General features: G+C 72.2%; 20 protein-coding genes. 13 read left to right on the top strand and 7 right to left on the bottom strand.

Annotation, left to right across the window (positions count from 1 at the left end):
* The first annotated feature begins 95 nt into the window (after nucleotides 1–95).
* On the top strand, nucleotides 96–1208 hold the full coding sequence (locus ACWDVW_RS00150; RefSeq protein WP_449942894.1) for an LCP family protein: 1113 nt from the start codon (nucleotides 96–98) through the stop codon (nucleotides 1206–1208).
* 69 nt (nucleotides 1209–1277) lie between these two features.
* Here the strand turns inward: ACWDVW_RS00150 and ACWDVW_RS00155 are convergent, their stop codons facing one another.
* From ACWDVW_RS00155 to guaB, 3 genes are all read right to left on the bottom strand, one after another.
* Nucleotides 1278–2696 (bottom strand): M1 family metallopeptidase, encoded by a 1419-nt coding sequence (locus ACWDVW_RS00155; protein WP_449942895.1) that lies wholly within the window; start codon nucleotides 2694–2696, stop codon nucleotides 1278–1280.
* A gap of 134 nt (nucleotides 2697–2830) precedes the next feature.
* Nucleotides 2831–3949 carry a GuaB3 family IMP dehydrogenase-related protein gene (locus tag ACWDVW_RS00160; RefSeq protein WP_449942898.1) on the bottom strand — a complete coding sequence of 373 codons (1119 nt, stop codon included), beginning with the start codon at nucleotides 3947–3949 and terminating at the stop codon, nucleotides 2831–2833.
* Between the two features lie 36 nt (nucleotides 3950–3985).
* Nucleotides 3986–5548, bottom strand: coding sequence for an IMP dehydrogenase (guaB, locus tag ACWDVW_RS00165; RefSeq protein ID WP_350692768.1), 1563 nt, complete (start codon nucleotides 5546–5548; stop codon nucleotides 3986–3988).
* Between the two features lie 221 nt (nucleotides 5549–5769).
* Here guaB and ACWDVW_RS00170 point away from each other — a divergent pair, with 221 nt between their 5' ends.
* Nucleotides 5770–6180, top strand: a complete 411-nt coding sequence (locus ACWDVW_RS00170; RefSeq protein WP_449942902.1) for a DUF5319 domain-containing protein — start codon at nucleotides 5770–5772, stop codon at nucleotides 6178–6180.
* A gap of 126 nt (nucleotides 6181–6306) precedes the next feature.
* On the opposite strand, the gene ACWDVW_RS00175 is transcribed toward ACWDVW_RS00170, so the two are convergent.
* Nucleotides 6307–7107, bottom strand: coding sequence for a response regulator transcription factor (locus tag ACWDVW_RS00175; protein WP_449942904.1), 801 nt, complete (start codon nucleotides 7105–7107; stop codon nucleotides 6307–6309).
* A 254-nt stretch (nucleotides 7108–7361) separates the two neighbouring features.
* Between ACWDVW_RS00175 and ACWDVW_RS00180 the strand changes: the two genes are divergently transcribed.
* Nucleotides 7362–7745, top strand: coding sequence for a WhiB family transcriptional regulator (locus ACWDVW_RS00180; protein WP_396741593.1), 384 nt, complete (start codon nucleotides 7362–7364; stop codon nucleotides 7743–7745).
* Nucleotides 7746–7802: 57 nt separating this feature from the next.
* Here ACWDVW_RS00180 and ACWDVW_RS00185 read toward each other — a convergent pair whose 3' ends face one another.
* From ACWDVW_RS00185 to groES, 3 genes are all read right to left on the bottom strand, one after another.
* Nucleotides 7803–9581 carry a molybdopterin-dependent oxidoreductase gene (locus ACWDVW_RS00185; RefSeq protein WP_449942906.1) on the bottom strand — a complete coding sequence of 593 codons (1779 nt, stop codon included), beginning with the start codon at nucleotides 9579–9581 and terminating at the stop codon, nucleotides 7803–7805.
* Between the two features lie 122 nt (nucleotides 9582–9703).
* Nucleotides 9704–11347, bottom strand: coding sequence for a chaperonin GroEL (gene groL, locus ACWDVW_RS00190; RefSeq protein ID WP_449942911.1), 1644 nt, complete (start codon nucleotides 11345–11347; stop codon nucleotides 9704–9706).
* Between the two features lie 70 nt (nucleotides 11348–11417).
* Nucleotides 11418–11732, bottom strand: coding sequence for a co-chaperone GroES (gene groES / locus ACWDVW_RS00195; RefSeq protein WP_089155197.1), 315 nt, complete (start codon nucleotides 11730–11732; stop codon nucleotides 11418–11420).
* Between the two features lie 388 nt (nucleotides 11733–12120).
* On the opposite strand from groES, the gene ACWDVW_RS00200 reads away from it, so the two are divergent.
* The 10 genes from ACWDVW_RS00200 to ACWDVW_RS00245 all read left to right on the top strand — a co-directional run bounded on the left by ACWDVW_RS00200 (nucleotide 12121) and on the right by ACWDVW_RS00245 (nucleotide 23147).
* Complete coding sequence (locus ACWDVW_RS00200) at nucleotides 12121–12912, top strand: helix-turn-helix domain-containing protein (RefSeq protein ID WP_449942914.1); 792 nt, start codon at nucleotides 12121–12123, stop codon at nucleotides 12910–12912.
* Nucleotides 12903–13094 (top strand): DUF397 domain-containing protein, encoded by a 192-nt coding sequence (locus ACWDVW_RS00205; RefSeq protein ID WP_350692779.1) that lies wholly within the window; start codon nucleotides 12903–12905, stop codon nucleotides 13092–13094. Before ACWDVW_RS00200 ends, ACWDVW_RS00205 begins: the two co-directional genes overlap by 10 nt.
* A 906-nt stretch (nucleotides 13095–14000) precedes the next feature.
* Entirely contained in the window at nucleotides 14001–15239 is a 1239-nt protein-coding gene (locus ACWDVW_RS00210; protein ID WP_449942918.1) for a THUMP-like domain-containing protein, read from the top strand.
* Between the two features lie 133 nt (nucleotides 15240–15372).
* The gene (ybaK, locus tag ACWDVW_RS00215; protein WP_449942920.1) at nucleotides 15373–15852 is read left to right on the top strand and encodes a Cys-tRNA(Pro) deacylase; all 480 of its coding nucleotides are present in this window, start codon (nucleotides 15373–15375) and stop codon (nucleotides 15850–15852) included.
* A 197-nt stretch (nucleotides 15853–16049) separates the two neighbouring features.
* Entirely contained in the window at nucleotides 16050–17144 is a 1095-nt protein-coding gene (locus tag ACWDVW_RS00220) for a sugar ABC transporter substrate-binding protein (RefSeq protein ID WP_449942923.1), read from the top strand.
* 102 nt (nucleotides 17145–17246) lie between these two features.
* Complete coding sequence (locus ACWDVW_RS00225; RefSeq protein ID WP_449942926.1) at nucleotides 17247–18065, top strand: ATP-binding cassette domain-containing protein; 819 nt, start codon at nucleotides 17247–17249, stop codon at nucleotides 18063–18065.
* A gap of 67 nt (nucleotides 18066–18132) precedes the next feature.
* Nucleotides 18133–19392, top strand: a complete 1260-nt coding sequence (locus ACWDVW_RS00230; protein ID WP_396741611.1) for a sugar ABC transporter permease — start codon at nucleotides 18133–18135, stop codon at nucleotides 19390–19392.
* Between the two features lie 28 nt (nucleotides 19393–19420).
* Nucleotides 19421–20602 (top strand): ROK family protein, encoded by a 1182-nt coding sequence (locus ACWDVW_RS00235; RefSeq protein ID WP_449942930.1) that lies wholly within the window; start codon nucleotides 19421–19423, stop codon nucleotides 20600–20602.
* 146 nt (nucleotides 20603–20748) lie between these two features.
* A complete protein-coding gene (locus ACWDVW_RS00240; RefSeq protein WP_350692790.1) occupies nucleotides 20749–21486 on the top strand; it encodes a DUF4142 domain-containing protein in 738 nt (245 codons plus the stop codon).
* A 17-nt stretch (nucleotides 21487–21503) separates the two neighbouring features.
* A complete protein-coding gene (locus tag ACWDVW_RS00245; protein WP_449942933.1) occupies nucleotides 21504–23147 on the top strand; it encodes a copper resistance CopC/CopD family protein in 1644 nt (547 codons plus the stop codon).
* Nucleotides 23148–23154: the final 7 nt, after the last annotated feature.

Below are 23154 nucleotides of genomic sequence, written 5' to 3' on the forward strand. Positions count from 1 at the left end.
CGTGCCACGACGCCGTCCCGGACGCCCACGGACCGGTCGGTGGCAACCCGGCCCGTCGCGCGGCGGCGGCCCGGCATCGCAGGAGGAGGCGGGGGATGGCGTTCGGAGGAGACCGTAGACGGCTGACACTGGCGGTGGCCGGCCTGGTCACGGTGGCGGTGGTGGCCGTCGGCGCGGTGGCGGTGGCCCGGACGGTCCGCGACGACCGCGCGCCGGCCGCCGTGCCCACCGGCGTCGCCACCTCGCCGACCGCGTCGCCCAGCCCGGTCCCGAGTACGCCCCCACCCGGCGCCGACATCACCGGCCCGCTCAACCTGCTGCTGGTCGGCATCGACACCCGGGTCAGCGTGCCCGGCTGGCAGCCGAACGCCGACGCCGTCCTGGTGCTGCACGTGCCGGCGGGACTGTCCCGGGGGTACCTCTTCTCGCTCCCCCGCGATCTGCTGGTGGACATCCCGGCGTTCCCGGCCGCCGACTACCGGGGCGGGCGGACCAAACTCACCCACGCGATGAGCAACGGCAGCCGGGTCCCGGGCCGACCGAACAAGCCCGACCCGGCCCAGGGGTACGAGTTGCTGCGCCGCACCGTCAGCGAGTACACCGGGCTGCGCATCGACGCGGGCGCGGTGCTCACCTTCGGCGGCTTCGACAAGCTGGTGGACAGCCTCGGCGGGGTGGACATCCGGGTCGACCAGCGGGTCGTGTCCCGGCACCGTCAGCCGGACGGCAAGCACCGCCAACCCGGCCCCGGCGTCGGCGGCTACGTCGGGCCGAGGATGGTCTACGAGCCGGGCGACCGGCACCTCACCGGCTGGCAGGCAGTGGACTACGCGCGCCAGCGCTACCTGCCCGGCGGCGACTACACCCGGCAGCGCCACCAGCAGCAGCTCGTCCGCGCGCTGATCGGCCGGATCCTCGCCGACGACCTGGCCCGACAACCGCAACGGGTCGAGCAGGTGGTCGCCGCACTCGGCGACGCCATGGTCTATGTCGGCGGGCGGCGGATCGTGGAGTTCGCGTACGCGCTCAGCACGCTGTCACCGGAGACGCTCACGCTGGTCGGCCTGCCCGGGGCGTCGGTCGGCCGGGGCGGTGCGTACCGGGGCGAGGAACTGACCACCGTCGGTCGCCGGTTCCTGACCGCGCTGCGCGCCGGACGGGCGGACGCGTACCTCGCCGAGCACCCGAAGCTCACTGTGCCGCAGTGAGCGGTGCCCGCCTGGTGGCAGGGGTGACCGGGCAGGGGTGACCGGGCAGGGGCGGTCGGGACAGAGCGGTCAGGGCAGGCCGGGCGGGGTGGTGCCGGTGAGCCAGGTATCGAAGAAGGCGCCCAGCGACCGCTGGGAGACCCGCTCGGACAGGGCGACGAAGTCGCTGGTGGTGGCGGTGCCGTCCCGGCGTTCCGTGGTCCAGGAGCGCAGGATCTCGAAGAAGGCGTCGTCGCCCACGGTACGGCGCAACGCGTGCACCACCAGCGCCCCGCGCTTGTAGACGGCGGTGCTGAACATCTGGCCCGGACCGGGGTCGAGGGTGGGCCGCGACCAGTCGGTGTCGGCGTACTGGAGTTCGAAGCTGCGCTGGGCGGTACGCCCGCCGTCGTGTTCCGCCCACAGCCACTCGGCGTAGCTGGCGAAGCCCTCGTTGAGCCAGATGTCGCCCCAGCGGGCCAGCGCCACGCTGTTGCCGAACCACTGGTGGGCCAGCTCGTGCGCGACCACCGCGTAGTTCGGTTCGCCCTCGCGGAAGAAGCCCGGCCCGTAGACCGGCCGCGACTGCGTCTCCAGCGCGTACCCGATGCGGCTGTCGTCGACCACCACCCCGCCGTACGCCTCGAACGGGTACGGCCCGAAGCGCCCGGCCAGGAAGTCGGCGATCTCGCCGGTGCGCGCCAGTGACCGGGCCTGCGGACCGGAGGCGGGCGTCCCGGTCGGCACGGCGGTCACCAACGGCTTGCCGCCGTGCGTGCCGGTCTCGACCCGGTAGTCACCGATCACCAGCGTGGTCAGGTAGCTCGCCATCGGCGACCGCTCCGCCCACCGCCAGGTGGTCCAGCTGTCGGCGCTGGTCCGCTCCCCCGGCACCCCGTTGCTCAACGCGGCGAGGCCGTCCGGGACGGTCACCTCGATGTCGTACGTGGCCTTGTCGGAGGGGTGGTCGTTGACCGGGAACCAGGTCGACGCCGAGCGGGGCTGACCGAGCGCGATCGCGCCGTCGTCGGTGTGCTGGAAGCCGCCACTGCCCAGCACGTTGTCGGCGATCGGCTGCGGCACGCCGGCGTACGTCACGTCGACCGTGAACCGGCTGCCCTCCGGAAGTCCCCGGCGCGGGGTGACGGTCAGCTCACCGTCGGCGTGCCGGTGCTGCGCCGGTGCGCCGTCCACCGTGACCGTGTCGACCGACAGCCCGGCCAGGTCCAGGTTGAAGCGGGACAGCCCGTGGGTCGCGGTGGCCCTCACCTCGGCCCGGCCGGTGAGCCGGTCGTCGGCCGGGTCGTAGCGCACCACCAACCGGTAGTGGTCCACGTCGTACCCGCCGTTGCCGCTGCCCGGTACGTACGGGTCGGCCAGGTCGACGCTGCCCGCCCGGAACCCGTCCCGGTCCGCGGGTTCGCGGTCACCGGTGCAGCTCACCAGCCCCACAGCGGCCACGACGGCCACCACGCCAGCCCGCCACCGCCGCACCGAACCCCTGCTCATCCGCCAGAGCCTACCGCCGCCCACGTGATCGATCATGGAGTTGTGGCGGTGGCGAACCGTGCGAAATCAGCACAGCCCACATGCCACAACTCCATGATCGACGCCGCCACGGGCGCGCGGGGCGGGAGGGAGCGTCAGCGGTCGAGGACCAGGCCGACGCGCTGGAACTCCTTGAGGTCGCGGTAGCCGCACTTGGCCATCGCCCGGCGCAGGCCGCCGAAGAGGTTGAGCTGGCCGTCGGGCTCGTCGGCGGGGCCGAACAGCAGCCGCTCCATCGAGCCCAGCGGCTCACCGGCCACCTCGAACGCGCCCCGGGGCAGCGACGGGTGGCTGGCCGCCGAGTGCCACCAGGCACCGCCGGCCGGGGCCTCGGCGCAGAGCGACAGCGGCTCGCCGAGCATCACCGCGTCGGCGCCACAGCCCAGCGCCTTGGCGATGTCACCGGAGGTACGGATGTCGCCGTCGGCGATCAGGTGCACGTACCGCCCACCGGTCTCGTCCAGGTAGTCCCGGCGGGCCGCGGCGGCGTCGGCGATCGCGGTGGCCATCGGCACCCGGATGCCGAGCACCGACTCGGTGGTGGACCACTCGTCCCCGCCGATGCCGACGATCACGCCCGCCGCACCGGTCCGCATCAGGTGCAGCGCGGTCTTGTAGTCGGTGCAACCGCCGACGATGACCGGCAGGTCCAGGTCGGCGATGAACTCCTTGAGGTTGAGCGGTTCGTCGGTGGTCGAGACGTGCTCGGCCGAGACGATCGTGCCCTGGATGACCAGGAGGTCGACGCCCGCGTCGAGGATGACCGGAGCCAGCGCCAGAGTGTGCTGGGGGGACACCCGGACGGCCACCGTGCTGCCGCCCTCCCGCAGCTCGCGGACCCGCTCGGTGATCAGGTCGGGCCGGATCGGCTCGGCGTACACCTCCTGGAGGCGCTTCGTGGCGCGGGCGTCCTCGCCGAGGTCGGACAGCTCCTCCAGCACCTTGGTCGGGTTCTCGTACCGCGTCCACAGCCCCTCGACGTTGAGCACGCCGAGGCCGCCCAGCTCGCCGAGCCGGACCGCCGAGGCCGGGCTCATCGTCGCGTCGGAGGGGTGCCCGACACAGGGGATGCCGAACTGGTACGCGTCGAGCTGCCAACCGGTGGAGACGTCGTCGACGTCCCGGGTGCGGCGGCTCGGCACGATCGCGATGTCGTCCAGGTGGTAGCCGCGCTGCGCGGTCTTGCCCAGCCCGATCTCGACCACGTCACGCATGGGGACTCCAGATGTCTTCGGGGGTGGAGGGGGGTGTCAGCGGGTGTGGTAGTTGGGGGCCTCGACGGTCATCTGGATGTCGTGCGGGTGGCTCTCCTTGAGCCCGGCCGCCGTGATCCGGATGAGCTGACCGCGCTCGTGCAGCTCGACGATGCTCTCCGCGCCCGCGTACCCCATCGCCAGCCGCAGGCCGCCGACGAGCTGGTGGGCCACCCGGGCGAGCGGCCCGCGGTAGGGAACCTGGCCCTCGACGCCCTCCGGGACCAGCTTCTCGTCGCTGGTCACGTCCTGCTGGAAGTAACGGTCCTTGGAGTACGACTTGGCCTGGCCCCGGGACTGCATGGCACCGAGCGACCCCATGCCGCGGTACGCCTTGAACTGCTTGCCGTTGACGAAGATCAGCTCACCCGGGCTCTCCTCGCAGCCGGCCAGCAGGCTGCCGAGCATCACCGTGTCGGCGCCGGAGACCAGCGCCTTGGCGATGTCGCCGGAGTACTGGATGCCGCCGTCGCCGATCACCGGCACACCGGCCGGGCGGGCCGCCCGGGCGGCCTCCATGATCGCCGTGATCTGCGGCACGCCGACGCCGGCCACGATCCGGGTGGTGCAGATGGCACCCGGGCCGACGCCCACCTTGACGCCGTCGGCACCGGCGTCGACCAGGGCCTTCGCACCGGCGTAGGTCGCCACGTTGCCGCCGACGATGTCGATTGCGACGTCCTTCTTGAGCCGGCTGACCATCTCCAGCACGGCGCGCTGGTGCCCGTGCGCGGTGTCCACGATGATCACGTCGACCCCGGCGTCGACGAGCGCGCGGGCCCGCTTGTACGAGTCCTCGCCCACGCCGATCGCGGCGGCCACCCGCAGCCGACCCGCGTCGTCCTTGGTGGCGCTCGGGTACTGCTCGCTCTTGGTGAAGTCCTTGACGGTGATCAGCCCGCGCAGCTTGCCGGAGCCGTCGACGATCGGCAGCTTCTCCACCTTGTGCTGGCGCAGCAGGTCGAGCGCGTCCTCCTTGCTCACCCCGACCGACGCGGTGACCAGCGGCGCGCGGGTCATGATGTCGCGCACCGGGGTGGCCGGGTCGGAGACGAAGCGCATGTCGCGGTTGGTGACGATGCCCACGAGCTGGCCCTGTCCGTCCACCACCGGCACACCGGAGATGCGGTAGCGCCCGCAGAGCTGGTCCACCTCGCGCAGCGTGTCGTCCGGGCTGGCGGTGACCGGGTTGGTGATCATGCCGGACTCGGAGCGCTTCACCAGGTCGACCTGGAGCGCCTGGTCCTCGACCGAGAGGTTGCGGTGCAGCACGCCGATGCCGCCCTGGCGGGCCATGGCGATCGCCATCCGCGCCTCGGTGACGGTGTCCATCGCGCTGGAGAGCAGCGGGATGGAGAGCGTCACGTTGCGGGTCAGCCGAGTGACGGTGTTCACCCGGCTCGGCACCACGTCCGACTCGCCGGGCTGGAGCAACACGTCGTCGAAGGTCAGCCCCAGCGGCACCACCCGGGCGGAGCCGGCCGGCAGCTCGGGCAGATGGCCGCCCAACTCGCCACCCTCGGCGCCGGCGAAAAGGTCGGAACGAGGCGAATTCTCCACGATTGCTCTCCTGAGCTGGTCGAACGGGGCTTCAGCGAGGTGGCACGGGTGGGCACCGGCGAGCGCCGGGCGAGGGTGCGTCAGGGCCATCGTACCCAGTGGCCGGGGCCACACCCGCGTCCGGCGGTCCGCGCGGCGGGGTGGCGACGACCTCAGCGGGGTACGTCGGCTTGCGCGAAGGGGGACAGGCGTCCGACGTGCCTTGGGTCTACGGTGAGGGGGTGCACGACGAGCCCATCGACCCGTTCACCGGCGATCCGACCGACCCGTCGGCCGATCTGGACGGCCCCGGTCGCGACGCCCCGCTGGATCCGCTGACCGACGTCGAACGTCAGGACGTGCTGGAAGACCTCGCCGATCTGGAGATCTACCAGGCGCTGTTGGCGCCGATCGGCGTACGCGGGCTCGTCATCGAGTGTGAGGACTGCCGGGAGCCGCACTACTTCGACTGGGACCTGCTCCGGGGCAACCTGCGTCACCTGCTCAGCTCGGGCCGTCCCCGGGTGCACGAGCCGGCCTACGACCCCGACCCGGACCACTACGTCACCTGGGACTACGCCCGGGGGTACGCCGACGGTGTGCATGACACCCTGAGCGAGGGCACCGAGGACGAGTCCACCGGCCGGGACTGAGCCGCGCCGCCTCACGCGGCCAGCGCTGCCCGCTGCCGGGCCGTAGCCGCCGTCCGATGGCCGGTAAGGAGGGGGCCCTTCCTATACACCAGGCGTTAGCAGGGGGCCCCTGCTAACCAGTCGGTGTCAGGCGACCAGGCCGGCCCGGAAGCCGGCGGCCACCGCGTGTGCCCGGTCGCGGGCGCCCAGCTTGCGGAACAGCCGCCGGGCGTGGGTCTTCACGGTGTCCTCGGAGACGAACAGCTCGCGGCCGATCTCGGCGTTGCTCTTGCCCTCGGCCATGCCGAGCAGCACCTGGAGTTCCCGTTCGGTGAGGCCGACGGTGGACCGGTCGGCCCGCGCCGGGGCGGCCTTGCCGGTCTCGGGGGCGGCGTCCGGCTCGGCCGGGTCGTCGCCCCGCTGCACCGGCACCATCGCCGGGCCACCGGCGGCGTCCCCGCCCGGCCAGGCCGACGCGGCCTCGCCGGTGGTGGGCCGGGTGCCGGGGGCCGGGCGGCCGGGGCCGCCGACGGCGGCGGTGTCCCGTGCCGGGTCGGCGATCCGGGGCCGGTTGGCCCGACCGGAGGCGGCCAGCAGCAGCAGCGCCTTGGCGACCGCGCTGGTGAGATCGTGGTCCACGCCCTGGATCAGTCCGCGCGCACCGGCGCTGATGGTCGCCGCCGCCGCCTCGGACTCCTCCGCGCCGAGCAGCAGCACGCTGGCCTGCGGCGCGCGGGCCAGGACCCGGCGGACGAAGCCGGCGCTGTCGGGCCGGGTGATGGCGGTGTCGGCGAGCACCACGTCGGCGGGGCGCTCGGCGAGCCGCAGCATCACCTCCGGATCGGAGACCGCCGTCCGGACCGCACCCGACAATCCCAACCGCGCTGCCGCGGAGGTCAGGTGCTGCGCCGCGAGCGGCGTCCGAACGCACACGAGAACCGTACGCACTGTGATCTCCTCTCCGCACACGAGCAGACCATGACCGGGTGGGGTCGGGAGGAGGTTCCCGGCAACTCTTCCAACTTTTCCGACAGATAGGGCATATGCCCCAATCTGCCAAAGGTTTTGGATCACGCACGTGTGAGCCGAGAGGGGGCTGGGTACCGAGGGGCTCAGGCCGGGAACGGTGCGCCTGCGCGGCCCGCCGCCCGGACAGCCGGCCACGAAGTATCTCGCGGTGCCGCGCGAGAGGAGGGGTGCAGATGTCGAACGTACGTAGACTGCCCGGACCGATCATCGACCTGTGGGACTGGCAGCGGCTCGGCTCCTGCCGTGGCCGTGACAGCGCACAGTTCTTCCACCCCGACGGCGAGCGAGGATCCTCCCGGCTCCGGCGGGAGTCCTCCGCCAAGAACGTCTGCCGCGCCTGCCCGGTACGCGCCGAGTGCGCCGCCCACGCGCTGGCCGTGCGGGAGCCGTACGGCGTGTGGGGTGGGTTCAGCGAGTCGGAGCGCCTGCGCCTGCTCGCGGTCGGCTGGGAGGACCTCGCCGACCGCCGGCAGAGCCGGGTCGACGTCAACCGGTTGGAGGCCCGCCTGGGCAGCTCCCACCGCGCGGCCCTCCCGCCCCAACGCAACGTCGCCTGACCGAACGCCCCCGACGCCGCGCTCCCGCCCCCCGGAAGCGCGGCGTCGGTCTGTGCGTCACTCGACCGTCAGGGTGATCGAGTGCCAGCCGGTCGCGCCGTCCGGCGCCACGGCCTGCCGTTGCCCGGTCTGCGTCTCGCCGGTGCTGTCCGTCGCCCGGACCTGGAGCGTGTGCTCGCCGGGCGTCGCCGCCCACCGCCAGGACCACTGCACCCAGGTGTCCACCGAGGCCGTCGGCGCCAACTCCGCCTCCTGCCACGGCCCGCCGTCGACGCGTACCTCGACCCGGCGTACGCCCCGGTGCTGCGCCCACGCCACCCCGGCCACGGTGACCGGGCCGGCGGCCGGACGGTGGCGCGGACGAGGCGTGTCGATCCGCGACTGCGTCTTCACCGGCCCCTCGGCGGACCAGCCCCGAGGCACCCAGTACGCGTCGAAGTCGGCGAAACTGGTCAACTCCAGCTCGGTGATCCACTTGCACGCCGACACGTAGCCGTACAGGCCGGGCACCACCATCCGGGCGGGGAATCCGTGCGCCACCGGCAGCGGTTCGCCGTTCATGCCGACGGCGAGCAACGCGTCCCGCCCGTCCCGCAGCACCGCCGTCGGGGTGCCGCAGGTCCAGCCGTCCACCGAGCGCCCGACCACCTGGTCCGCGCCGTCGAGCGGCTGCACCTCGTCGAGCAGCTCCCGGAGCGGTACGCCGAGCCACCGCGCGTTGCCGATCAGGTCGCCGCCGACCTCGTTGGAGACGCAGGCCAGTGTGACGTACCGCTCCACCATCGGCCGGGCCAGCAGGTCCGCGAAGCTCAGCGTCACCGGGTTGCGCACCCGGCCGTGGATGCGCAGCCGCCACGTCTCCGGATCCACCTGCGGCACCACGAGCGCGGTGTCGATGCGATAGAAGCGCCGATTCTCGGTGACGAAGGGCGCCAGGCTCGGCACCTGAAGGTCGACACCGGCGGGCAGCGGCGGCGCGGCGGAGACCGGGGCGGGCAGGCTGATCGCCGCCCGCGCGTCGGCGACACCACGTCGACCGGCCCACCACCGCCCGGCCGCACCGCCGACGACGGCCACCCCGAGCACCGCGCCGACACCGGTGAGGAACCGCCGCCGCGACTCCGGATCGGCACTACGCTGCGGACCCGCGCCGGCCATCGCGGGTGAATGCTGGGGCCCGGCCCCAGGCAGCTCATGTGCGCGCGGCGGTCCGGCCTCGCCCGGCCCGGGTGCGTGCTGCGGTCCGGCTTGGTCCGGGCCGGGTGCGCGCGGCGGTCCGGCTTCGTCCGGTCCGGGTGGGCGCGGCGGTCCGGCTTGGTCCGGGCCGGGTGCGTGCTGCGGTCCGGCTTGGTCCGGTCCGGGTGGACGCTGTTCCGTCGGCGGGGACCAGGGCCACGGGTCGAGTTCCAGCGGACCGGCGACGAACGCCCAGAGCGTCACGCCGCCGACCAGCGCGCCGACCAGCGACGGCAGCGCGTCCAGGCCGTCCGCGCCGGCCCGGGTCAGCGCCGCACCGGCACCCAGTGCGGCGAACGCCGCGATACCGGCCAGACCGACCACCAGACGGCGGACGGCCAGCACACCCAGCAGGGCGGCGAAGGCGGCCAGCAGCAATGCCGTCCCGACCAGCAGAGCGATCTTGTCGTACGTGCCGAAGACCGCGATGCCGAACCGCTTCACCGGCTCGGGGGCGGCGTCCACGACCAGCCCACCGACCGCCACCAGCGGGGCGGAACGAGGGCCGGTCAGCACCGCCACCACTTCGGCGGCACCGATGGCCGCCGCTGCGGCGGCGACACCGGCCAGGGCTGCGTACCGGGGAGTCGTACTGCTCACCGGTCCAGTGTTTCCGACCGTACGCCCGACCGGTAGTCACCTCGACCCGGCGTGACCGGGCCGGAACACACGCGGGGCGCACCGTCGTCGACGATGCGCCCCGCGTCCACGTACTCCTCGGGTCAGAAACCCGGGCCGTGCTGGTGGCCGTGCCCGTGGCCGTGGCCGTGACCACCGGCGGCGGGCTCCGCCTCCTTGGGCTTGTCCACCACGAGGCTCTCGGTGGTGAGCAGCAGACCGGCGATCGACGCGGCGTTGGTGACCGCGTTACGGGTCACCTTGACCGGGTCGATGATGCCCGCCTTGGCCAGGTCGACGTACTCGCCGACGGCCGCGTCGAGGCCGGTGCCCCACTCGGCGGCGATGACCTTCTGCACCACCACGTAGCCGTCGTGGCCGGCGTTCTGGGCGATCCAGCGCAGCGGCTCGACCAGCGCCTTGCGCACGATCGAGACGCCGACCTTCTCGTCACCGGTGAAGCCCAGGTCGTCGTCGAGCACCGGCAGGATCTGGGCCAGGGCGGCACCGCCACCGGGGACCGTACCCTCCTCGACCGCGGCCTTGGTCGCGGCGATGGCGTCCTCGATGCGGTGCTTGCGCTCCTTCATCTCGACCTCGGTGGCCGCGCCGACCTTGACCACCGCGATGCCGCCGGAGAGCTTGGCCAGCCGCTCGGCGAGCTTCTCCCGGTCCCACTCGGAGTCCGACGCCTCGATCTCCTTGCGGATCTGGGCGACCCGGTCGGAGACCTCGGTGCCCTGACCGCCACCGTCGACGATCGTGGTGTTCTCCTTGTCGACCACGATGCGCCGGGCGGTGCCCAGCACCTCCAGGCCAACCTGGTCGAGCTTGTAGCCCAGCTCGGGCGCGACCAACTCGGCACCGGTCAGGATCGCCATGTCCTGGAGCATCGCCTTGCGGCGGTCGCCGAAGCCGGGGGCCTTGACCGCGCAGACCTTGAGGGTCTTGCGGATCGCGTTCACCACCAGGGTGGACAGGGCCTGGCCCTCGACGTCCTCGGCGACGATCAGCAGCGGCTTGTTGTTCTGGAGGACCTTCTCCAGCAGCGGCAGCAGCTCCTCGATCGCCGAGATCTTCTGCGTGGTGATCAGGATGTACGCGTCCTCCAGGACGGACTCCTGCGACTCCACGTCGGTGACGAAGTTCGGCGAGATGAAGCCCTTGTCGAACTGGAGACCCTCGGTCACGTCCAGCTCGGTGTGCAGGGCGGAGCCCTCCTCGACGGTGATCACACCGTCGCGGCCGACCCGCTCCATCGCCTCGGCGATCAGCTCACCGATGGTGGAGTCCTGCGCGGAGACCGTCGCGACGTGCGCCACGGCCTTCTTGTCGGAGACCTCGACGGCCTTGCCGAGCAGCGCCTCGGAGACCTTCGCGGAGGCCGCGTCGACGCCCCGCTTGAGGCCGGCCGGGTTGGCACCCGCGGTGACGTTGCGCAGACCCTCGCGGACCATGGCCTGGGCCAGCACGGTCGCGGTGGTGGTCCCGTCGCCGGCGACGTCGTTGGTCTTGGTCGCCACCTCCTTGACCAGCTGCGCGCCGAGGTTCTCGTACGGGTTGGTGAGCTCGATCTCCTTGGCGATGGTCACACCATCGTTGGTGATCGTCGGCGCACCGAATTTCTTGTCCAGGACGACGTTGCGCCCGCGCGGCCCGAGGGTGACCTTGACCGCGTCCGCGAGCGCGTTGACACCGTGCTCCAGCAGGTGCCGGGCGTCGTCCGAGAAGCTCAGGATCTTCGCCATGAATGTCCCTTCGACGCGAGGTTGCCCCGGCCCGGCGAGCCGGACCGGGGCAACGTCACTGATCGGTTGGTTACTTCTCGATGACCGCGAGGACGTCGCGGGCGGAGAGCACCAGGTACTCCTCGCCGGCGTACTTGACCTCGGTGCCGCCGTACTTCGAGTAGAGGACGGTGTCGCCGACGGAGACGTCGATCGGCACGCGGTTGCCCTTGTCGTCGATCCGGCCCGGGCCGACAGCGAGGACGGTGCCCTCCTGCGGCTTCTCCTTGGCGGTGTCGGGGATCACGATGCCCGAGGCGGTGGTGGTCTCGGCCTCGTTCGCCTGGACCACGATGCGGTCCTCGAGCGGCTTGATCGCAACCTTGGTCGCGGTAGTCACGGGCATACCCTCCTGGGGTACTTGGTTTCGTTACCGATCGGCATGCCGACCGGCGTCAATTGCCACATGCCACCGGGCGGGGCCGTCGTCGCGGGTGCCGGTCCGCCTGGCGTTCAACCCCCGGGCACCAGGGCCCGGACGTTGGCACCCTCAGGGTGAGAGTGCTAATCGCAGGTTATTCCTCGGCTAGCACTCCGTCAAGGAGAGTGCCAACCCGCCACCTCGTGTCGCCACTCTTGCGCCATACCTCTGCGCTCTTGCGCCACTGTTCTGCCACTCTGGCGCCAGCGTTCGCCACGGTCGACCGCAACACGCCGACACTCGCTTCCCCACCGAACGGCCGACCCTTACTCTCCGGCGCGACTACGTGACGGAGGGCGGACAAATGGCGGACATGCCAACCCTGGATTTCCTGCGCGACCAACTGCGCCGGGCCCGCAAGCTGCGCGGGCTCAGCCAGGAAGAACTGGGCAAGATGGTCAACTATGCTCCGTCGTCGATCAGCGCGATGGAGACCGGGCAGAACCAGCTCAGCGCCGACTACCTGGCCCGGTTCGACAAGGTACTGGAGACCGGTGGCCTCTTCGTCGGGATGCTGGAGTTGATCCGGCTGCACGCCGAGCCGGACTGGTTCCGACCGTGGGGCGAGATCGAGCGCGAGGCCGTCGCGCTGCGCTGGTACGACCCGGCGGTGGTGCCGGGCCTGCTCCAGACCGAGGCGTACGCGCGGGAGATGTTGCGGGCCGGGCCGCCGCTGACCGACGAGCAGATCGAGAAGCGGGTGCTGGCCCGGATGGCGCGGCAGGAGATCCTCGCCCGCGAGGAGCCGCCACAGCTCGTCGCGGTGCTCGACGAGCAGGCGCTGCGCCGGCAGGTGGGCGAGCCCACGACCATGTACGAGCAGGTGAAGCACCTGCGCGCCCTCGCCGACCATTCGCACGTGCAGGTACGGATCGTGCCGGCCGAGACCCCGTGGTACGGCGGGCTTGCCGGACCGTTCGTGCTGGCCCGGCTCGCCGACGGCACCGAGGTGGCCCACCTGGACAACCAGCTCCGGGGCCACACCGTGGACAGCCCGAACGAGCTTGCCAGCCTCGGACGGCGTTGGGAGACTGTGGCCGGTGAGGCGCTGCCGCGCCGGCAGTCCGCCCGCCTGATCGAGGAAGTGGCGAACTCATGGACCTGACCCGTGCCGCCTGGCGCAAGTCCTCCCGCAGCAATCAAAATGGCGGCGCCTGCGTCGAGGTAGCCGACAACCTGCCCGGCGTGGTCGCCGTACGCGACAGCAAGGACCCGACCGGCCCGGCGCTCACCTTCACCCCGGCCGCCTGGCACGCCTTCGTCACCACCCACCACCCCACCCGCTGACCCACACCCGGGCGCTGATGCTGGCGCCCACCACCCTCAGCACCCGCCGCCGCAGTCGCCCCTCCACCACCCGCGACGCGCCCCGCCCCCGCCGCCTCGTGGCCCCGCCGCCTCGTCACCTCGTGGCCCTGCCGCCTCGCCGTCTCGACGCCATGTCGCCTCCGGCGCTGGCCCGGGTGGCCGGTCCGGCAGTCGCCCCGTGGCCCCGTGGCCCTGCCGTGGCCCGTCGGCTCGTGGCCCCGCCTTCGCCCTGCCGTCGCCCCGTCTTCCCATCGCCCTGCCGCCGCCCCGCCGCCTCGCCGCCGTCCCGTCGCCCCGCCGTCCCGTCGCCCTGCCGCCGCCCCACCGTCCCGCCGCCGTCCCGCCGTCGCCTCGTCTCCCGCCCGCCTCGTCGATCATGGAGTTATGGTCGACGAAACGCCCCGATCCAGGGCATTTGCACGAGCCACGACTCCATGATCGACGGGGCGATGCGCGGACTGCCGCATGATCCACGGGGCGATGGGCGGGCTGCCGCATGATCGGCGGGCGGACGAGATGCCGCCAACGATGTCGAGGTCACCTGCCTCCGCGAGGAACCCGCCGACCGCCCGCAGCCGCTCGATCCAGGATCGAGTGGTATCCAGGCGACCGCGAGACCACTCGATCCTGGATCGAGCACGATCATGAACGGGACAGCGCCGGGCGAGCACGATCATGAACGGGACAGCGCCGTGCGAGCACGAACATGAACAGGACAGCGCCGGGCGAGCACGAACATGAACAGGACAGCGCCGGGCGAGCACGAACATGACCAAGACAGCACCGCATCGGGCAGGGGCGGTCGGGCGCGATCGGCGGGGGCGGTCGGGCACGATCGCGGGGGCGGCCGGGGCGGGGACGGGTGGGGGCCCGGACAATGGGCGGGTGGATCTGGAGCAGTTTGCCGCGTTGCGTACCGACGAGGGGTCGGCTGCGCTCGACGCGGCGGGGCGGGTGGCCGGCGGTGACCCGCTGCACGCGGCGGCCACGCTCCGCACGGCCGGGGTACCGGCCGGACTGGCGGCGGCGGCACTGACCCAGGCGGAGCTGCGCCGCCGCGCCACCGGCAAGTTCGGGCCGGAGGCGAGCGGCATGTTCTTCACCCGGCCCGGTCTGGAGCAGGCCACCCGGCGGGTCGTCGCGGATCGCCGGGCGCGCCGCCTGCGGGCGGCCGGGGTGGGCACCCTGGCGGACCTGGGCTGCGGGTTGGGCGCCGACGCGCTGGCCGCCGCCCGCGCCGGCATCCGGGTGTACGCGGTGGAGGCCGATCCGCTCACCGCCGCGCTCGCCGAGGCGAACGTGCACGCCGCCGGGGTGGCCGATCTCGTCACGGTCGAGTGCGGCGACGCCACCACGTTCGACGTGACCCGGGTCGACGCGGTCTTCTGTGATCCGGCGCGCCGTCGGGCCGGCACCGGTCGGCGGATCTTCGACCCGAACGCGTACTCGCCGCCCTGGGACTTCGTCGTCGGGCTCGCCGAACGGGTGCCGCGCACGGTGGTGAAGGTGGCGCCGGGTCTCGATCATGCCCTGATCCCGGCCGGTGCCGAGGCCGAGTGGGTCGGCGTCGACGGCGATCTGGTCGAGGCGGCTCTCTGGTGCGGCCCGCTCGCCGAGCACCGGCGCCGCGCGACCGTGTGCAAGGAGGGGTCCCCTACTAACGCCTCGTGCATAGCAGGGGTCCCTTCCTTACACCCAGGCGCACGCGTGTATCAGCTCACCGGGTCGGGGACGGCGCAGGCGCCGGTCGGGCCGGTACGCAGGTTCGTCTACGACCCGGATTCGGCGGTGGTGCGGGCGCATCTGGTCGCCGAGCTGGCCGAAGACCTGGACGCCTCGCTGGCCGACCCGAGCATCGCCTACCTCTACGCCGACCGGGCCACCCCCACCCCGTACGCCCGGTGCCTGGAGGTGACCGACGTGCTGGCGTTCTCGCTCAAGCGGCTGCGGGCGCTGCTGCGGGAGCGCCGGGTCGGCCGGGTGGAGATCCTCAAGCGGGGCTCCGCGCTGGAACCGGAACGGCTCCGGCGTGACCTGCGGCTGGCCGGTGACCAGCCGGCCAGCCTGGTGCTGACCCGGGTCGCCGACGCCCCGACGGTGCTGGTCTGCCAGCCGGTGCCCTGACCCGCCGGATCACCGCACGGCGAGCACCTGACCGCCAGCTCCAACCGGAACGCCAGCGATGACGCGGACCGCCGGCGGGCCGCACCGGACCGCCGCTGGCCCACCGGATGGTCGGCCGACTAGGTTGGCGGGCATGGCGGGACGGGGTACGCCGGCGATCGCGCTGCTGGCGAAGCGGCGGATCACGCACTGCACCCACCCGTACGACGTCCCGGCGGACGCCGCCAACTACGGCGCGCTGGTCGCCGCGGCGCTCGCGGTCGCGCCGGAGCGGGTCTTCAAAACCCTGGTCACCGAGGTCGACGGTGCGCTGACCGTGGCGGTGGTGCCGGTCACCGGCGAGCTGGACCTCAAGGCCCTGGCCGCCGCCGTGGGCGGCAAACGGGCGGCGCTGGCCGACCGCGCGGTGGCCGAGCGTGCCACCGGGTACGTGCGGGGTGGCATCAGTCCGCTCGGCCAACGCAAGCGGCTGCCGACGGTGCTCGACGAGTCCGCCCTGGCCCACCCCACCGTGTACGTGTCGGCCGGCCGCCGGGGTCTCCAGGTGGAATTGGCGCCCACGGATCTCGTGGCGCTCACCGAGGCCCGCACCGCCGCGCTGACCACCGGCTGACCGCACTCCACCTGCGCACTCACCCGCCACCGTTCGGCTTCGTACCGGGCGGGTGTCGTCGGCGTTGCTGAATTGTTACCGCCGACAACAAACTCATCGCCATCGCGCTCTTGTGCTGACGGGTGGGGCGCAATACGTTGCCGGACACAACAAAACAAACACCGATACCTTCCCCCACCCTCGAAAGGACCCTGCAGATGCGCAAGGGCTTCCTCGCCGTCGGCGCCGTGGGTCTCCTGACCCTCGGCTCCCTGACGGCCTGCGGCGACGACTCCGGCGGCGACCAGGCCGGTTCCGACAAGACCCCGAAGATCGGGGTGATCCTGCCGGACAGCAAGTCCTCGGTCCGGTGGGAGAGCGCGGACCGTAAGTTCCTGGAGGAGGCGTTCAAAGCCGCCAACGTTCAGTACGACATCCAGAACGCCCAGGGTGACAAGAACGCGTTCCAGACCATCGCCGACCAGATGATCACCAGCGGCGTCACCGCGCTGATGATCGTCAACCTGGACTCCGGCACCGGCAAGGCCGTGCTCGACAAGGCCAAGTCGCAGGGCGTCGCCACGATCGACTACGACCGCCTCACCCTCGGCGGCTCGGCGGAGTACTACGTCAGCTTCGACAACGAGGCCGTCGGCAAGCTCCAGGGCGAGGGCCTCGTCAAGTGCCTCACCGACGCCAAGGTGGAGAAGCCGGCGATCGCATACCTGAACGGCTCGCCGACCGACAACAACGCGACCCTGTTCAAGAACGGGTACGACTCGGTCCTCAAGCCGAAGTTCGACTCGGGCGAGTACACCCAGGCCGCCGACGACTCGGTGCCGGACTGGGACAACGCGCAGGCCGCCACCATCTTCGAGCAGCAGCTCACCAAGGCCGGCGGCAAGATCGACGGCGTGCTGAGCGCGAACGACGGCCTGGGCAACGCCGCCATCTCGGTGCTCAAGAAGAACAACCTCAACGGCAAGGTCCCGGTGACCGGCCAGGACGCCGACCCGCAGGGTCTGCAGAACATCCTCGCCGGTGACCAGTGCATGACCGTCTACAAGGCGGTCAAGCAGGAGGCGGACGCCGCCGCCGAGCTGGCCATCGCGCTGGCCAAGGGCGAGCGCAAGGAGACCGGCCAGACGGTCAAGGACCCGGAGAGCGGCCGTGACGTGGCCAGCGTCCTGCTCACCCCGAAGGCGATCTTCAAGGAGAACGTCAAGGACGTCATCGCCGACGGCTACGTGACCAAGGAAGAGGTCTGCACCGCCGACTTCGTCAAGCTCTGCACCGAAGCGGGCATCAGCTGACCCACCCGCCTAGGCGGCGCCGCCCGGCACGGCAACCCCGTGCCGGGCGGCGCGACGCCGCTGGACGGGCCCCGATCTCCCTCCGTGTCTAAGGAGAACCCCGTGTCCGCGACCCCACTGCTGGAGCTACGCGGGATCGACAAGAGCTTCGGTCCCGTCCAGGTCCTGCGCGACGTCGCCTTCGCCGCCTACCCGGGCGAGGTGACCGCGCTCGTCGGCGACAACGGCGCCGGCAAGTCGACCCTGGTCAAGTGCATCAGCGGCATCCATCCCACCGACTCCGGCGAGTTCGTCTTCGACGGCCGCCCGGTGCACATCAACAGCCCCCGGGACGCCGCCTCGCTCGGCATCGAGGTCGTCTACCAGGACCTCGCGCTCTGCGACAACCTCGACATCGTGCAGAACATGTTCCTCGGGCGCGAGAAGCTCAGCGGCATCGTGCTGGACGAGCCGACCATGGAGCAGATGGCCGCGGAGACCCTGGCCGGGCTCTCCGTACGCACCGTCAAGTCGCTGCGCCAGCACGTCTCCAGCCTCTCCGGCGGTCAGCGCCAGACCGTGGCGATCGCCAAGGCGGTGCTCTGGAACAGCAAGCTGGTGATCCTGGACGAGCCGACCGCCGCGCTCGGCGTCGCGCAGACCGCCCAGGTGCTCGAACTGGTCCGCCGGCTGGCCGACAACGGTCTGGCCGTGGTGCTCATCTCGCACAACATGAACGACGTCTTCGCCGTCTCCGACCGGATCGCCGCGCTCTATCTCGGCCAGATGGTCGCCCAGGTGAGGACCACCGACATCACGCACTCGCAGGTGGTCGAGCTGATCACCGCAGGCCGTTCCGGCGGGCTCGGGCTCGCCACCGAACCGGCCGTCAACGGCAACGGTGGAGCACCCGCCAGCGGCAGCACAGGAGGGCTGGCATGAGCGAGCCTCGGCGAGCGAATCATCAACTCCGGGCCGATGCCGGCCCGCAGCGCAGCGGAGGGTCGGCATGAGTTCCACCGCCGTCAAGCAGGACGGGCCGGCCGCCGTGGCGCCGGCACCCACCGTCGGCAGTCACGTACGCGGCTACTGGCGTCGGGTACGCGGCGGCGACATCGGCGCGCTGCCCGCCGTCGCCGGGCTGCTCGTACTCTGCACGATCTTCTCGATCATGCGTCCGAGCTTCCTCACCGCGGGCAACTTCGCCAACCTGTTCACCCAGGGCGCGGCGGTCACGTTGATCGCCATGGGCCTGGTCTTCGTCCTGCTGTTGGGCGAGATCGACCTGTCCGCCGGTTTCGCCAGCGGCGTCTGCGCGGCGGTGCTGGCCAACGTGGTGACCGTCCTCGGGTACCCCTGGTACGTGGCGGTGCTCGCGGCCGTGCTCACCGGCCTGGTCATCGGCACCACGCTGGGCTTCCTGGTCGCCAAGGTCGGCATCCCGTCGTTCGTGGTCACCCTCGCCGGCTTCCTCGCCTTCCAGGGCGTGGTGCTGCTGCTGATGGAAGAGGGCCGGAACATCTCGGTCCGTGACTCGGTCCTGGTGGCGATCGCCAACCGCAACCTGCCGCCGGCGCTCGGCTGGGCCCTGACCGCGCTCGCGGTCGCCGGTTTCGCCGCGGTGCAGTTGCTGCGGTACCGCAAGCGTGCCGCACGCGGCCTGATCAACGACCCGCTGGCCATGGTGCTGGGCCGGATCGGCATCCTGGCCGTGGTCCTCGGCGTCGCCGTCTACGTGCTCAACCTGGAGCGCAGCCGCAACGTGCTGATCAGCTCGCTCAAGGGTGTGCCGATCGTGGTGCCGATCATCGCGATCCTGCTCGTGGTCTGGACGTTCGTGCTCCAGCGCACCAGCTACGGCCGGCACATCTATGCGGTCGGCGGCAACAAGGAGGCCGCGCGCCGCGCCGGCATCAACGTGGACCGGATCCGCATCTCGGTCTTCGTCATCTGCTCCACGATGGCGGCGATCGGCGGCATCGTGGCAGCGAGCCGGGCCAACTCGGTCGACCCGAACACCGGTGGTAGCAACGTCCTGCTGTACGCGGTGGGCGCGGCGGTGATCGGTGGTACCAGCCTCTTCGGCGGCAAGGGACGCGTCCTGGACGCGGTCCTCGGTGGCGCCGTGGTGGCGGTGATCGACAATGGCATGGGGCTGATGGGCTACAGCTCGGGCGTGAAGTACGTGGTCACCGGCGTGGTGCTGCTGCTCGCGGCGAGTGTCGACGCGTTGTCGCGACGACGAGCCTCGGCCACCGGCAACCGCTGATCCGCTGTACCGAAGGTAGTAACGCCCGATGCGCGTAGGACCCAGCCAGGACGAGATCCGCCGGCAGAATCTCGGTGCCCTGCTGCGCTACGTGCACCTGCACGGTGCCACCACGCGTGCCGAGCTGACGAACACGCTGGGCCTGAACCGGAGCACCATCGGCGCGCTCACCGCCGACCTCGCCGCGGCCGGCCTGGTGAGCGAGGGAGCGCCGAGGGAGACCGGCCGGGCCGGACGACCGTCGCTGGTCGTCCGGCCCGAGTCGGACCGGGTCTTCGCGTACGCGTACAGCATCGAGGTGGACCGGCTGCGGGCCGCGCGGGTCGGTCTGGGCGGTGCGGTGCTCGACCGCTGGGAACTGGACCGACCGCGCGGGTTGACCGCGACGGAGGCCGCCCCGCTGCTGGCCGGGGCGGTCAAGGAGATGCGGCACGGGCTGCCGCAGGGCGCGGTCTGCGTCGGGGCCGGGGTGGCGGTCTGCGGCATGGTGCGCCGCGACGACGGGCTGGTCCGGCTCGGCCCGACCACCGGGTGGGTGGACGAGCCGATCGGCACCACCCTCGGCAGCGAACTCGGCGTCGACGTCCCGGTCACCGTCGGGAACGTCGCCGACGTGGCGGCCTTCGCCGAACACGCCCGAGGCGTGGCGGCCGGCTGCGACAACGTCATCTATCTCTACGGCGACGTCGGCGTGGGTGCGGGGATCATCGCCGGTGGCCGCCGCCTGACCGGGCACGGCGGCTACAGCGGCGAGGTCGGGCACATGGTCGTGACCCGCGACGGGGTGCGCTGCGAGTGCGGCAACCGGGGCTGCTGGGAGACCGAGATCGGCGAGCACGCGCTGCTGCGGGCCGCCGAGCGCTCGGACGCCCGAGGCCGGGAGGCGATGCTCGCGGTCTTCGACGCCGCCGACCGTGGCGACGCCCGGGCCCAGACTGCGGTACGCCAGGCCGGCGACTGGCTGGGTTTCGGCGTCGCCAACCTGGTCAACATCTTCAACCCGGAGATGGTCATCTTCGGCGGCACCATGCGTGACCTCTATCTGGCCGCCGCCGCCCAGGTACGCAGTCGACTCAACTCGAACGGCCTGCCCGCCTGCCTGGAGCACGTCCGCCTGCGGACCCCGAAGCTCGGCGAGGACGCCCCGCTGGTCGGTGCCGCCGAACTCGCTTTCGACCGGCTGCTGGCCGACCCGCTCGACGTCGGCTGATCCGGCCGGACATGACCGTGAACCGGTTTCGGAACCGGTGAACTGATCGGCCACTCATTCCGTACCACTGTGCGGACGAGCGGCCGGCGGGGTGCGGCCGCCCGTCACGTAGTCGACCGGTTCTCGTCCGAGGAGGCGCCGCAGACATGGCACCGCTGGATTCCGTTCGTCGCCGGCAGGGCACTCGGTCCCGTCGCCTGGCGGTGCTGCTCACCACGATCGCCGCCGCTCTCGTCTGGCAGCCCGGCGCCGCCGTGGCCGCGCCCGTCGGTCAGCAGCTCGCCGCCGCCGACCAGGCCCTGCTCGACGGGGTGCGCCTGGCCGGGCTCTGGGAGATGCCGGCCGGGCAGATGGCCGCCGAGAAGGGCCAGTCGGCGGTGGTCCGCGAGGTCGGTGCGGAGATCGCCCGACAGCACGAGGAACTGGACCGCCTCACCGTGGAGGCCGCCAACAAGCTCGGCGCGACCATCCCGACCGTGCCGTCCGCACAGCAGCAGCAGTGGCTGACGGAGATGAAGAACGCCACCGGCGCCCAGTTCGACCAGATCTTCGTCACCCGGCTCCGGGTCGCCCACGGCTCGATCCTCCCGGTCGTCACCGCGGTCCGGGGCAGCACCCGCAACGACGTGATCCGGGACCTGGCCAACGCCACCAACAAGTACGTCAGCGACCACATGCTGATGCTGGAGAGCACCGGCCTGGTGCGGTACGCCGAACTGCCGCCCGCCGTGCTGCCCGCACCCGGCGAAGACGGACTGATCGCCGCCGCGCAGGCCAACACCGCGCCGCCGATGGGCATCAGCAACACCCTGATCTGGGCGATCTTCCTCGCCGCCCTCGGCACCGGCGGCTTCCTCAGCTATCGGCTGTTGCGCCGCAGGTAACCAGCCGACCCGCACCGATGGCTCCCCGTACCCGGGCCCTCGCCCTGCTCGGGCTGGTCCTGGCCACCCTGTGCGCCGCCCTGGGTCCCGCCGGCCCAGCGGCGGCGCACGCCGTCGTGGTGAGCACCACCCCGCAGCGCGACGAGGTGCTTCCGTACGCGCCGCGCGAGGTCCTGATCACCTTCAGCGAGTCGGTCGCACCGGTGTCCGGCCGCGTGCAGGTGCTCGCGCCGGACGGCAAGCGAATCAACATCGGTGACCCGGAGGTCCGTGACCGGACCCTGCGGATCATGCTGCGCGCCTCCGACCGGCCGCTCGGCACGTACCTTGTCAGCTACCGCGTCATCTCCGCCGACAGCCACCCGGTCGCCGGCAGCTTCACCTTCGCCGCCGGAGCGCCGTCGGTGGCCCCGCCACTGCCGGCCGCTGCGGAGTCGGAGTCACCGGCCGGGGTCCTGGTGCCCGCCGCCAAGTTCCTCGGCTACCTGGGTCTGCTGCTGGCGGTCGGCCCACCGCTGCTCGCGGCGGCGCTCTGGCCACCCCGGCGATCCCGGCGGGGTGCGACGGTGACCGCGCTGGTCGGTCTCGGCCTGGTCGCGGTGGCCACCGTCGGCACCTGGGTCGGGCAGGCCGCCCAGGTGGTCGGCGCGCCGGTCGGGCAACTCTCCCCCGCCGACCTGCGTGCCGTCGCCGACACCGACATCGGGCTGGTGCTGGCCGCACGCCTGGCCCTGGTCGGCGTCGTCGCCGCGCTGCTGCCGGCGGTCACCCGGGGTACCGCCGGACGCGCCCGGACCGGGGCGCTGGCCGCAGTGGGGGTGGCCGGAGCGGTCACCTGGCCGCTCGCCGGGCATCCGGTCGCCGCACCCGTGCCACCGGTGAGCATCGTGCTGACCACCGTGCACGTCGTCGGGGTCGCCGTCTGGCTGGGTGGGCTGCTCACCCTCACCGTATTCCTGCTCCGGGGCACCCACGAGCGGGTCCTCGCCCGCATCCTGCCGGCCTGGTCGAGGTGGGCCACGCTGGCCGTGGCCTGGCTGGTCACCGCCGGGGTGCTCCAGGCCGCGATCGAACTCGGTCGGCCGTCGGCGCTGCTCGGCACCGCGTACGGTCGTCTGCTCTGCGCCAAGGCCGCACTGCTCGCGGCCGTGCTGGCGATCGCGGCCTGGCAGCGACGCCTGATCCGGCGGCGGGTCGCCGCCGGACGCCCCCGCTGGGTCGCCCGCGCGGCCGGTGTCGAACTCGCGGTGACCGCGCTGGTCCTGGCGCTGACGGCGGTACTGGTGCAGACACCGCCGGGGCGTACCGACGGCGCGACGGCCGACGGGGTCACCCGGGACGGTGTCGCGCAGTCACTCACCACCAGCATCTTCGTGGTGCAGTTCGACATCTACCCGGCGGCGCCGAACACGGCGAACAGCCTGCACGCGTACGTCTACACGCCGGAGGGAAAGGAGTTGCCGGTGGCGGAGTGGAGCATCACCGCCGCGCTGCCGGAAGCGGGTGTCGAGCCGATCGCGATCGACGTGCTCAGCCTGGAACCGCACCACGGCAGCGCCGAGATCCAGTTCCCGCTGGCCGGCGAGTGGACGCTGCGGATCAGCGCCCGGACCAGCGACATCGACCGGGCCACCGCGACCACCACGGTGACCATCCGCTGACCTGGTG

This window comes from Micromonospora sp. NPDC003241, assembly GCF_053589795.1.